This window comes from Eubacterium sp. CAG:156 (genome assembly GCF_000434315.1).
GTDB lineage: Bacteria > Bacillota > Clostridia > Lachnospirales > Lachnospiraceae > Eubacterium_U > Eubacterium_U album.
Map to the genome: position 1 here is coordinate 63,534 of NZ_FR878155.1, position 13,007 is coordinate 76,540.

A 13,007-nucleotide genomic window follows, 5' to 3' on the forward strand; every position below is an offset into this window, starting at 1 on the left:
GATTAAATGATAGATATAAAGTGAAAGATTAAACAGTGAGGTATTATAAATGTACGATCCAATTACTTTGAAATTAAGCGTTGATCCATTAGTATTAAGCGCATTAAAAGAAGATGTGACAAGCGAAGATGTAACCACAAATGCTGTAATGCCAACAGCACAGGCTGGCGAAGTAGATTTAGTATGCAAGGAAGATGGAGTTATTTGTGGACTTCAGGTATTCAGAAGAGCATTTGAACTTTTAGATGAAAATACAGAATTTGAATTCTACGTTCAGGACGGGGATGAAGTAAAAAAAGGACAGCTTATGGCAAAGGTAAGAGGCGATATCAGAACTTTGTTAGTAGGTGAAAGAACAGGACTTAATTATCTTCAGAGAATGAGTGGAATCGCAACATACACACATTCTATAGCAGTATTACTTAAGGATAGCAAAATAAAATTATTAGATACAAGAAAGACAAGCCCGAACAACAGAATATTTGAAAAATATGCTGTAAGAGTTGGTGGTGGAAATAATCACAGATACAACTTGACAGATGGTGTTCTTTTAAAGGATAATCATATAGGTGCTGCAGGTGGTGTCAAAGAAGCAATAATGGCAGCAAAGGAATATGCACCATTTGTAAGAAAGATAGAAGTTGAAGTAGAAAATCTTGAAATGGTAAAAGAGGCAGTAGATGCAGGAGCAGATATAATCATGCTTGATAATATGAGCCATGAAGAGATGAAAGAAGCAGTGGAAGTTATAAATCATAAGGCAGAAATTGAAATTTCAGGAAATGTTACTAAAGAAAACATTGCAAAATTAATTGATTTAGGTGTTGATTATATTTCTAGTGGTGCATTAACACACTCTGCACCAATTATGGATATTTCACTTAAAAACCTTCACAGAATATAAGACACATGAGAGATGGCACTTAATATATTTGATATTAGATATATCAAATTTTAAGAGTCGGACATTAAACATTCATATATTTAAAATTGTAGGAGATAGGAATTTATGAGCGGAGAAAAGAGAAGGGAAAATCTGTTGAAAATATTGCAGGAAAGCACAAATCCTGTATCAGGAACGGAATTAGCTGAAAAATTTAATGTAAGCAGACAGATTGTTGTTCAGGATATTGCACTTCTTAGAGCAAAAAATCACGAAATTATTTCTACTCATAAGGGTTATATTTTAAATGACGAAGAAACATTTAAAAGAGTGTTTAAAGTAAAACATACAACAGAGCAGATTCCTGACGAATTAAATCTCATTGTAGATTTAGGCGGAGTGGTAGATGATGTGTTTGTGTACCACAAAGTATATGGTGTCATAAAAGTTGACATGAACATAAAGTCCCGTCGTGATGTAAAAAAATATATTGAAGGAATTGAAAGTGGCGTGTCTACACCGCTTATGCAAATAACTTCAGAATATCATTATCATACTGTATCTGCTGATTCAAAAGAAACATTAGATGAAATACAAAAGGAACTTGACGAAAGCGGATATTTGGTAGCTTTAAGAGATTATGAACCCGTAGATTTCTGGAGCAGAGTAGATGAATAAATATTTAATATTAAACAATAGGTGTTGTATGGAGAGGATAGATGAACTATCCTCTTTTTTGACTGTATAGGGAAAGGCCATATTTATAAAGGCAGGTTTTTTGAAGAAAAACGAGGCCTTAATTTTTAGGTTAAATGTTGTACAAATGATTAAATATTGTTATATTATGCAAAATAATGTATAATTTACTGAAGTATTGGTTAAAGGGGTAAGGGGGGAAAGTCATAAAAATGATAATCTATAATATGATTTTATGTTTCCTGGAAGTATTGAAGTACATATTTATATCAGATATGTTTTTTCTCAGACAAAAAAGAAAATTTAATAATATAATATTGCCGGTTAGTTTAGTATGTGTGGCAATGGGAATAGTTGCGGAGTTTAATGTTGTGAACTATCTTATTTTATATACTTTATTTGTATTTGTCCAAATGGCAATAATATATGAAAATGTGAATCCAAAATTTATGCTATTGACATTGTGGTCAGTATTTATAATAACCTTATTGGACGAAATGACAAGGGTAATAATAGAAGTACTAATGGATTACATAAAAATAGGTAACCACTTAATTGAGAGATTTATGTCGAGTCTGATAACAGTTGCATGTTTATTGAGTTTATCAATTATTATTGGGAAAAAATATCGAAGCAGAATAGAAAAAGTAGGCATTGGCTATTACATATTTTTCTTAGGATTGACAATCGCAAATACATTTATCATCGTATTTTTTAAAGAATATGTTTTCGCTCAGATTCAGGTTGATAACGTGGCGTTAGTGTATGTGACGTTTTTGGCAATGTCAATAGGTATGTTTATTGAAATAGCGTTGGTAATGATGCTTGCAGTTTCAAGAAGTGATTATAAAGAAAGAAATGAACTCAATCAGAAATTTCTTGAAGAACAGAAAAATCATTATAAATATCTCGAAGAACGCGAACGTGAGACTAAATTGTTCAGACATGACATACGAAGTCATCTGAATGTTATTGCAGAAGGATTGCGTAAAGAAAAATATGATGAAGTCGGCAAATATATAGAAAGCATATGTGGACAAATTGAAAATTTCGGGAATGTGCTCACTGTTAATAACGGAATAGTAGATGCCATATTAAACAGGTATTATAGTGAAGCCCAAAAAAAGAATGTTTCAATGTGTGTGAAAGGGCAAATTCCTAAAAATTGCAAGATAGAAGCTTTTGATTTATGCACAATATTTTCAAATGTTTTGTCAAATGCAATAGAAGCAGCTTCAAAAAGTGAAAATAAAAGTCTTGAAGTAAAGTGTGGTTACAAAGACAATAAAATAGTCATAGCAGTAGAAAATGATTATGATGGCAATATTAAAATGAAAAATGGTAAATATATATCAAATAAAAAGAATACTGACTATCATGGATACGGAATTATAAATGTAAAAAGAAGCGTGGAGAAATATTCCAGAAGCATGAATATCCGGGCGGAAAATAAGTTCATTGTTAATATTTTGATGTATAACAGATAGATATGACTTTGATATAAATATTTAATCATACAAAATATAAAGATAAGTTCAGTTCAAGTATTTTATAGTACACTTTAAATAAGACTATTTAAATGTATAAAAATAAACCGGTTAAATTATGAGGTGAAAAATGCAAATAGCAATAGTTGATGATGAAATTATATGGAGACAAAAGATGTAAAAAAGGGAAAACCTAATTCGCCGCAGGAAAGTAGATTAAAAATAGAGCAAAAAAGATTGAGAGGGGAGAAAACAGTTGTTTAATATTTCTTATGAAGGTAAATATGTTGATGAAAATCAGTTGAAAAATAAGGGAAAAGACCCAGTTGGTTGGACTCAATTTGAAGAGGGTGAGAATCTGAATGAAGCTTTTTCGAGAGGATTGATAATTACATTGCCAGTAATATTATTTATTATTGTGTTATCAATACAAAAAATAATGACAATAGATACTACATATAAATTGGATGTGTGGACTGTAGTGACTGTTTTAACTTGGATTATAGTAGTGAATTTTATGAGAATATTACATGAATATATACATGCTGTTTTTTACCCAAGAACATCAAGAAAAAATATATATACAAATATGAAAAAAGGTTTTTTCCTGATTTATTGTAATGCAGAAATATCAAAAAAAAGATTCATAGTTATTAATATTGCTCCTGTTTTTTTTCAAGGGATAGGATTGTTCGTAGCATGGTATATTTTGGCGGGCATAATAAATACAAATATAAATTTAGCAATGCTGTTTATGTCCTGGTATATGATTATGTTTTCTTCAACAGACATCTATAATATTTATTATTCTGTGTTTAAAACGCCGTCTCACATTAGAATTGTTAATTATGGATTACACTCGTATTGGAAGAGATTCCAATAGTTAGGAAATTGTAAATGCCTGGTTGAAGTAGAAAGATTATTATTTGATATAATTTGAGAAATTTATACCATATCTATTAATCTATAAATAATTACAAAGGGAAGATAAGATGAAATACAATTGTGTAAAGCAACATGATAATACAGATTGTGGTGCGGCGTGTATCGCAACAATTTGTAGACAACAGGGGTATAATATAAGTATTTCTAAAATAAGAGAAATCGCAGGAACTGATAAACGTGGAACAAATGTCTATGGAATGATTCAAGCTTTAAATACTTTAGGATTTAAAGCTAAAAGTGTGAAAACCAAAGAAATAAATAATGATATATTAAGAGAAAAGATTAGTTTGCCGTGCATAGCACATGTTATAGTTAATGATAGTTTATTACATTATGTTGTAATACATAAGATTACAAAAAAACATATAATTATTGCGGACCCTGCAGAAGGGGTAATGAAGATAAGAATTGATGAGTTTATTGGAAAATCTGAAACGGGCAATAAGTATAAGTGGACAGGTGTGTGTATACTTTTTGTTAAAGATCATAAACTTGATAAAACATTTACAAAGAGTAATGTACTTTTGAGCTTTTTTAAATTGCTTATACCACAAAAAAGATTATTGTTGCACATTTTTTAGCTTCTTTTATTTATACTGTACTAGGAATATTAAGTGCCTTCTATTTTCAGGAGTTGATTGATACGGTGCTGCCAAATAGTTTGGCACAGACACTTATGACGCTATCAATTGGTGTTATTGTTCTCAATCTTTTTAGAGTTATCCTTAATGCATTTAGGTCTCAGATGCTTCTATATTTGAGCCAAAAATTAGATATAGTTTTTTTGCTTGGATACTATAGACATGTGTTGGAACTCCCAATGAATTTCTTTGGTACAAGAAGAGTAGGAGAAATAATATCAAGGTTCCAGGATGCAGGAAAAGTAAGAGATGCAATATCAGGTGCAACTCTTACAATTATGATTGACACTATAATGGCAATTGCAGGAGCGATTATTTTATATATTCAGAATGCAAAGATGTTTGGAATCTCAGTTGTTGTGGTTGGACTTTATTTTATTATTGTTATATCATTTAACAAATGGTATGAGAGACTTAATCGAAAGCAGATGGAAGCAAATGCACAACTTACTTCTTATATGGTTGAGTCCCTTAATGGTATTCAGACAGTAAAATCATATAATGCTGAGAGAAAAGCAGAATTTGAAACAGAGCGGAAGTTTGTAAGACTTTTGAGAAGTATATTTAATCTTGTTTTCGCAGAAAACATCCAGACATCTCTTAAGACGTTTGTAGAACTTGTAGGAGGAGTTATTATTCTATGGATTGGAGGTATCAGTGTTATAAACGGTGAGATGACCGTAGGTGCCCTTATTACATTTAATTCTTTATTGGTATATTTTTTAGATCCAGTAAAAAATCTTATAAACCTTCAGCCGCAGATGCAGACAGCAGTTGTAGCAGCAGACAGACTCGGAGAAATACTTGAGCTAGAAGCGGAGAAGACAGAAAAAGAAAGCAGAAAAATGTCCCCTGAGAGTCTTTCAGGAGATATAGAAATAAAGAATTTGAAATTCAGATATGGAACAAGAAGACTTGTTCTCGAGGATATTAATCTGAAAATAGAAAAAGGACAAAAGGTTGCATTTGTCGGAGAGAGTGGCTCTGGAAAGACTACGTTGTCAAAACTGTTGCTTCACATGTACACGCCTGAAGAGGGAGATATTCTTATCAATGGGAATAATATTAAAGATATTCAGATTGAAAAACTTAGGGATAGGATTGCATATCAATCATAGTGCGACAGCCCCTTTATTATTAGGAGAAGGTTCCTTTTTGAATAATCTGCCGCACAAGAATATTCAGGAGGATGGACATTTTGGAGTAGAACTTATTTTACCAATAGACAAAAACATAGGTAGCATAGAGTAGTATTGTTTCAAAGAAAAATAAAAATAGTAAATGCTCTTAAATTAGCATATGTAGGGACTACAAGTGGTTTACAGATTGCCTGTAACGAAATTAATCAATATATATTGGAAAATACCATACAGCCAATAAATGTAGGGTATAATGTAACAAAGCACATTGCTCCAATGAATATAGATAACACAGAGATAGATGTGTACGTGGAAATTAGTCCGAATATATTATAAATTAAGTTGATAAATTGTAGCTTTATCATTTGATAAACTACTTTATATAAATAAAAAGAACTCTGATTAATTTGCATAAAACCAGAGTTCAAGAAACATAAGCACTTTCGAAAAAGTACCTAGGATAAGAATATCACTTTTTCGAACAAGTGTAAATAAAATGAAAAAGGAGATTAAAAATGGAAAAAGTTTTGACAAATGAATTTTGTGAAATATCACAAGATGAAAGTACAGCAATTGATGGTAGTTCTTTAACTATTGCAATTGCATCTGCAGGCCTTGCAGGAGGTATTGCAGTTGGACTTAATAGAAAAAATAGAGACATGAGCAATGGGAGAAGTAGTAAAATGAATAGAGAACAAATGTTAAATCAATTTTACACAGATGTCTGCGATGAAGAGAAAAGATTAGCAGATAGAGTAGGAAATATAGAATTTATTACAACAACAAAATACATAGATAATATATTAAAGGACGGAGATTGTATTTTGGAAGTAGGGGCAGGTACAGGTAGATATTCGCTGTATTATGCAGAAAAAGGATATAATGTTAATGCGATAGAATATGTAGAACATAATGTCGAAATATTAAAATCTAAAATAACAAATGAGATGAATATATGTGCAGAGCAAGGCGATGCGCTTAATCTTTCAAAATTCTCAGAGGGACAATTTGATGTGACATTAGTTTTAGGACCAATGTACCATATGTTTACTATGGAAGATAAAAAGAAGGTTTTAGAACAGGCTGTACGTGTTACTAAAAAAGGTGGATATATTTTTGTCGCATATGTTTTAAATGAAGCAACAGTACTTCAATATTTATTTGAACAAAAACATATCATGGAATATTTAGATAAAATAACTCCTGATTATAAATTTAAATCAGATATCGAAGAAATCTTTGATTTGGTTAGAATAGAAGATATTGATGAAGTGAATTTCAGCCAAAATGTGACAAGAGAAAAGATAGTTGCAACAGATGGAGCGGCAACTTATATGAGTAATGTTATTGATAATTTTTCAGAAGAAGAATATAAAAAATTTATTCAATATCATTTAATAACCTGTGAAAGAATGGACTTGATAGGTGCATCAAATCATATTGTGGATATATTAAAGGTAAATTAATTTTTAAGGAGAATTGTAATGCAAACTTTTTACTATACGGTAGTCAGCATTGATGGAGACTATGCAAATTTAAAAAGAACAGATATTGAAAGTGAAAATATAAAGTTGGTAGCAAGAGCTTTACTACCAGAGGGAATAAATGAAGGCACAAATCTTAAATATGAGATGTTACAATATGAAATTATTGAGTAAAGTACTATAGGATGATGGCATATCTATATTTGAAAAAATAAATATCCTCATAAAAGTGTTGGAATTGATAAAAAGTTCCATCATAAAAGTGTTGAGAGTGATGAAAAGTTCCCTCATAAAAATGTAAAAAAATTAAAATAATCGCTCATAAAAATGTAAAATAGTGTATAATATATGATGTCAGGGTAGGATTGTGCAAGCGCATAACACGGAACAATCCGTAGTCATCATAGTTAGGGATTGCTGGAATTGGTATTATATAAGAAGGTTTTGGAGGAGCGAAATATGACTTATCTTAAAAGAAAAGCTGATTATTATTTGCAGGAATGGAAAAATAATTCAGATAGATATCCATTAATAATAAAGGGGGCAAGACAGGTAGGAAAAACCGAGACAATTAGAAGATTTGCAAAGAGTAATTACAAAAATATAATAGAAATAAATTTTATTACAGAACCAAAATACAAATCAATTATAGAAGAGGGATTTGCGGTTGAATCAATTGTAAGGTTAATAAGTAGAATAGACCCCACAAAACAATTTAAAGAGAACGAAACACTTATTTTTTTTGATGAGATTCAAGATTTTCCTGAAATAGCAACAGCGCTAAAATTTTTTAAAGAAAATGGTAAGTATGACGTTATATGTTCAGGGTCATTATTGGGAGTTCAGTATCATCGTATAGCAAGTATTAGTGTGGGATATAAAACAGATTATCAAATGTTTTCCATGGATTTTGAAGAATTTTTATGGGCAAAAGGATATTCTGATAAAGACATATCAGATATGCTATCTCATATGCTTAAAGAAAAAGCTTTTACTGAAATAGAATATCAGGTTTATTCCAATTTATTTTTGGAGTACTGCATATTAGGTGGTATGCCTAATATAGTATCGACGTATATTGAAAAAGGTACATTTGAAGGCTCATTAGCTTTGCAACGACAACTAAATAATGACTACGAAAATGATATTGTAAAATATGCTGAAGGATTGGATAAGGCTAAAATATTAAGCGTTTATCAATCAATACCTGCTCAATTGGCAAAAGAAAATAGAAAATTCCAATACTCAAAAGTATCCAAAGGTGGACGGGCAAAAGAATATATGGGATGTGTGGAATGGTTAAAAAATGCAGGACTTGTTAATGTTTGTTATTGTTTGGGATTTGCAGAGTTGCCATTAAAAGGAAATATAGATGATAGTAAATTTAAAGTTTATATGGCAGACACAGGAATTTTAATTTCAAATCTTGATGATGAGTCTCAAATAGATTTACGTGCAAATAAAAATATGGGAATTTATAAGGGCGCTTTATATGAAAATTTTGCTGCCGAAGCATTGATAAAACAAGGTTATGGATTATATTATTACAAAAAAGAAAATTCTTCTTTAGAAGAGGATTTCTTTATTCGCAGTGCAAATGAACTTATACCAATTGAAGTGAAGGCAAATAATAACAGGTCAAAATCATTAGGACAATTAATTAATAGCGAAAAATATTCAGATATTAAGCATGGAATAAAATTTACTACAGGTAATATTGGAATTAATAACAATATAATTACGTTTCCGTATTTTTGCATATTCTTATTAAAAAGATATATGGATAAGCAGGATATTTTCAAATAAATAAGTAGGGAACAGTTATAGTGAGTTTACTTATTCGTATAGATAAAAGAGTTTGATTTATTATTATTTAATAATTAAATGAGTAAATTGTGTTGTTTATATAATGAAAATAAATTTTATGAGAGTGAAAATATGAGAGGATATAATATAATAGTAGTATATAATGAAAATGCAGATAAAATATTGATGTGTAAAAGAAAAAAAGAGCCATATAAGGGATTAGCGAATTTTGTGGGTGGAAAAATAGAAAAAAACGAAAATGGACTTGACGCTGCATATAGAGAACTTGAAGAAGAAACAACCATAACAAAAGATGATATTACGCTTTTACATATGATGGATTTTACATATTATGTTGAAAACTGTTACCTTGAAGTTTATGTTGGGAAGTTAAATAAAATAATAGATGTTAAGGGCACAGAAAACAAATTGTTTTGGTCTACATTAGATAATAATTTTTTTGATGAAACACAATATGCGGGAGAGGGAAATATTGGACATATTGTTCGACATATTCAAACGCTTAAAGGCGAACTGTTGAAATGATTAATATAGTGATAAATTTCAGATGTTTTATCTGTGAATGTGTAATATATTTAGTGTATTCGACATAATAAAGATGGCAAGACGTAGTATGTGAGAGTTTGTAAAGAAAGAGTATTTTGACACATAAAGGTTTACTATTACAATTTTTAAATAAATATGGATTAAGAATAAAGGCGATACACCACGAAAGTAATGAAACTGAAAAGTCTGCATTTTCGTGGTGTATCGCTTTTTTCGTATAATTTAATACTTGAGTATTTTTATTTTAATCATTTCTTCAAGGGTGCAATGGTGGATAAATATTGTAATATTATGTAAAATAATATATAATTTACTGATGTATTGGTTAAATATTAAGGGGGAGGTCATGAAAATGATTATCTAAAATATATTTTAGTAATTCTAATAAATATATGTATCAGATTTTATTTCCAGTAAAAGAAAAGTTAAAAGTATTATTATACGAAATTTAGATTTTTAAAAGAACTGTAGCAGATAGCAAATCATGCGACATTTAAGTATTGTTTTTTAGAAATGTACTTTATGGAAACAACATTATTGCAAAGGAGACAGAATGTATAACATAAAGTTTAGGGGAATTTATGAGAATGAGAAACAACTTCAAAAAAATGAAATCTTAGATACAAGTGTTAGATTTAAAGAACCGGAAAATATAAATAAATTCATGCTTAAAGCAACTATAATTTCATTGCCGATGGTAATGGGAGTAATTGCTATAGCAGGATTTGCATTATACGACACATTAATGAAATTACAGAACCATCTTAAAATGAAACTGATTTTTTCGATGGTTGTTAGTGGGTTTATTATAATAATTAGTCTATTCACTCATGAGATTATTGATAGTTGGCAGTATATCAGTGATAACCGGAGTTGGTGATTACTATAATATATATAATACTATTTATCAGGTGCCTAGAGGTGCATCTGTTTTTAATAATGGATTACACACCTATTGGAATGTGACTGAAATTAAGAATAATTAGAGGGAGGAATTAAATGAAAACACACATAATAACAGCCATATCCTATATGATTATGGCACTAATTCCGGCAGCAGTTATTTATGCCGTCATAATACTTATATCAACTAAATTGGGAAAGAGAAAGAAAGTAAAGAAATCAAAGTGTATAGTAGAGTATTTGTGTCTGGTATACATTTGGACAATATTGGAAATAACAGGAATTATTGGAATGCAATTTAATCTACAGTGGTTTAAAGAGTCTGTAGGTTCTATAGGTTTCTATTTACCGTCAGGTAGAGGGGAATGGATGATGCTACTATTAAATATTGGATTATTTGTTCCATTGGGTGCTTTGATTCCATTTGTATTCAAATTATCTCCGTTAAAAATAATCTTAGGGATAATGTTTTTTTCAATAGCAATAGAAGTATTGCAAATGTTTTCAGGAAGATTTTTTGAAATAAATGATATATTGGCAAATACACTTGGTGGCGTAATCGGATATGGAGTTTATGCAATAGTTAATAAAAAACAGGGAAAAGCTTTCAATTGAAAGCTTTTCCCTGTTTTTAGTTTATATTTATTTGTTCTGATTATCGAGTGATGCGTTAACAAATCCAAGGAATAATGGATGAGGTCTGTTAGGTCTGCTCTTAAATTCAGGATGTGCCTGAGTAGCAATGAAAAATGGATGAGATGGAATTTCTACCATTTCAACAATTCTTCCGTCAGGAGAAATACCTGAAAGCATCATTCCGTTGTTTGTTAAGTCCTTTCGATAGTCATTGTTAACTTCATAACGATGACGATGACGTTCGTGGATTAATTCTTCTTTATATAATTTGTATGCTAAACTGTCTTTAGCTAATTTACATGGGTAAGAACCAAGCCTTAATGTTCCACCGATATTATCAACACCTTCCTGATCAGCCATAAGAGAAATTACAGGATGAGTAGTTGCTGAATTAAGTTCAACACTATGTGCATCTCTAAATCCTACAACATGTCTTGCAAATTCAACAATTGATAATTGCATACCAAGGCAAAGACCAAGGAATGGAATGTTGTTTTCACGTGCATAACGGATAGCAGAAATTTTCCCTTCAATACCACGGCTTCCAAATCCACCCGGAACAAGGATTCCTGAAACATCGCCAAATACTTCAGCAGCATTTTCATCTGTTACAGTTTCTGAGTCAACCCATTTGATATTTACACTTGCGTTAGCAGCATATCCGGCATGCTTTAATGATTCAACAACGCTGATGTAAGCATCGTGTAATGCAATATATTTTCCAACTAAAGCAACAGTAACCTCTTTTGTAGGATTCTTTGCTGATTTAACCATTGCTTTCCAATCATCTAAGTCAGGTTCAGGACAATCAAGATTTAAACTTTCGCATACAATTTCAGCCAGATGTTCTTTCTCCATTGCAAGAGGTGCTTCATAAAGCATGTCTACAGTTAAATTTTGTACAACATGGCTTGCAGGCACGTTACAGAAAAGACTGATTTTATCTTTTAAAATATCATCAATTTCAAATTCTGTACGGCATACAACGATGTCCGGCTGAATACCAAGTCTTTGTAATTCTTTAACACTCATCTGAATTGGTTTTGTCTTCATTTCCTCAGATGCAGGGAGATAAACCATTAATGCAACATGAATAAGAATGCAGTTTTCATGTCCAACATCATGCTGGAACTGTCTGATTGCTTCGATATATGGCTGTGATTCAATATCACCAACTGTTCCACCTACTTCAATGATTGCGATTTCAGTTTCTTCATTTAAACTTCTGTGAAAACGGCTTTTGATTTCATTTGTGATATGAGGAATAACCTGAACAGTTCCCCCACCAAAGTCGCCACGACGTTCTTTAGTAAGAACAGACCAGTAAACTTTACCGGTTGTTACATTTGAATTTTTTGTAAGACTTTCGTCGATAAATCTTTCATAATGACCTAAATCAAGGTCTGTTTCAGCACCGTCATCAGTTACGAAAACTTCGCCGTGCTGGATTGGATTCATAGTACCGGGATCGATATTTATATATGGATCAAATTTTTGCATTGTTACTTTGTATCCACGAGCCTTAAGAAGTCTGCCAAGGGAAGCAGCCGTAATTCCTTTTCCAAGGCCGGATACAACACCACCGGTTACAAATACGTATTTTACTGACATAATTTTCCTCCTATAATTCAATCAGAAAAAATTGATTTTATCAAATATATTTAAGTCCGAAAAATAATTAAAACAATATTTCTGAAAGTGTTTTGTTGTACCTATTTATTATATTAAAATGTTCATTTTCTAAAAAAACAAACACGATTAAAATATACTACATATAAACAAGCAATACTATAAAAATTTAAAAAAAATGAATTTTTGAA

The 13,007-nt window shown here is 30.8% G+C and carries 14 protein-coding genes; 13 read left to right on the plus strand and 1 reads right to left on the minus strand.

The window, feature by feature from the left end:
• Positions 1-49: 49 nt before the first annotated feature.
• The 13 genes from nadC to ABMA45_RS05455 all read left to right on the plus strand — a co-directional run bounded on the left by nadC (position 50) and on the right by ABMA45_RS05455 (position 11,166).
• On the plus strand, positions 50-904 hold the full coding sequence (gene nadC / locus ABMA45_RS05395) for a carboxylating nicotinate-nucleotide diphosphorylase (RefSeq protein WP_022088863.1): 855 nt from the start codon (positions 50-52) through the stop codon (positions 902-904).
• A 105-nt stretch (positions 905-1,009) separates the two neighbouring features.
• Complete coding sequence (locus ABMA45_RS05400; protein ID WP_022088864.1) at positions 1,010-1,561, plus strand: transcription repressor NadR; 552 nt, start codon at positions 1,010-1,012, stop codon at positions 1,559-1,561.
• A 389-nt stretch (positions 1,562-1,950) separates the two neighbouring features.
• The gene (locus ABMA45_RS05405) at positions 1,951-3,066 is read left to right on the plus strand and encodes a GHKL domain-containing protein (RefSeq protein ID WP_348029926.1); all 1,116 of its coding nucleotides are present in this window, start codon (positions 1,951-1,953) and stop codon (positions 3,064-3,066) included.
• A 256-nt stretch (positions 3,067-3,322) separates the two neighbouring features.
• Positions 3,323-3,949: a DUF3267 domain-containing protein gene (locus ABMA45_RS05410; protein WP_022088866.1), complete on the plus strand. Its 627-nt coding sequence runs from the start codon at positions 3,323-3,325 to the stop codon at positions 3,947-3,949.
• 109 nt (positions 3,950-4,058) lie between these two features.
• Complete coding sequence (locus tag ABMA45_RS05415; RefSeq protein ID WP_022088867.1) at positions 4,059-4,592, plus strand: cysteine peptidase family C39 domain-containing protein; 534 nt, start codon at positions 4,059-4,061, stop codon at positions 4,590-4,592.
• Between the two features lie 26 nt (positions 4,593-4,618).
• Positions 4,619-5,770, plus strand: coding sequence for a peptidase domain-containing ABC transporter (locus ABMA45_RS05420; protein WP_347996169.1), 1,152 nt, complete (start codon positions 4,619-4,621; stop codon positions 5,768-5,770).
• 135 nt (positions 5,771-5,905) lie between these two features.
• A complete protein-coding gene (locus ABMA45_RS05425; RefSeq protein ID WP_022088869.1) occupies positions 5,906-6,127 on the plus strand; it encodes a hypothetical protein in 222 nt (73 codons plus the stop codon).
• A 179-nt stretch (positions 6,128-6,306) separates the two neighbouring features.
• Positions 6,307-7,257: a class I SAM-dependent methyltransferase gene (locus ABMA45_RS05430; RefSeq protein ID WP_022088870.1), complete on the plus strand. Its 951-nt coding sequence runs from the start codon at positions 6,307-6,309 to the stop codon at positions 7,255-7,257.
• 18 nt (positions 7,258-7,275) lie between these two features.
• Positions 7,276-7,449, plus strand: a complete 174-nt coding sequence (locus ABMA45_RS05435; RefSeq protein WP_022088871.1) for a hypothetical protein — start codon at positions 7,276-7,278, stop codon at positions 7,447-7,449.
• A 285-nt stretch (positions 7,450-7,734) separates the two neighbouring features.
• On the plus strand, positions 7,735-9,081 hold the full coding sequence (locus ABMA45_RS05440) for an ATP-binding protein (RefSeq protein ID WP_022088872.1): 1,347 nt from the start codon (positions 7,735-7,737) through the stop codon (positions 9,079-9,081).
• A gap of 132 nt (positions 9,082-9,213) precedes the next feature.
• Positions 9,214-9,627, plus strand: coding sequence for an NUDIX hydrolase (locus ABMA45_RS05445; protein ID WP_348029927.1), 414 nt, complete (start codon positions 9,214-9,216; stop codon positions 9,625-9,627).
• A gap of 574 nt (positions 9,628-10,201) precedes the next feature.
• On the plus strand, positions 10,202-10,528 hold the full coding sequence (locus tag ABMA45_RS05450; protein ID WP_022088874.1) for a hypothetical protein: 327 nt from the start codon (positions 10,202-10,204) through the stop codon (positions 10,526-10,528).
• Positions 10,529-10,647: 119 nt separating this feature from the next.
• Positions 10,648-11,166, plus strand: coding sequence for a VanZ family protein (locus ABMA45_RS05455; protein WP_022088875.1), 519 nt, complete (start codon positions 10,648-10,650; stop codon positions 11,164-11,166).
• A gap of 27 nt (positions 11,167-11,193) precedes the next feature.
• On the opposite strand, the gene ABMA45_RS05460 is transcribed toward ABMA45_RS05455, so the two are convergent.
• On the minus strand, positions 11,194-12,798 hold the full coding sequence (locus ABMA45_RS05460; RefSeq protein ID WP_022088876.1) for a CTP synthase: 1,605 nt from the start codon (positions 12,796-12,798) through the stop codon (positions 11,194-11,196).
• Between the last annotated feature and the right edge of the window lie 209 nt (positions 12,799-13,007).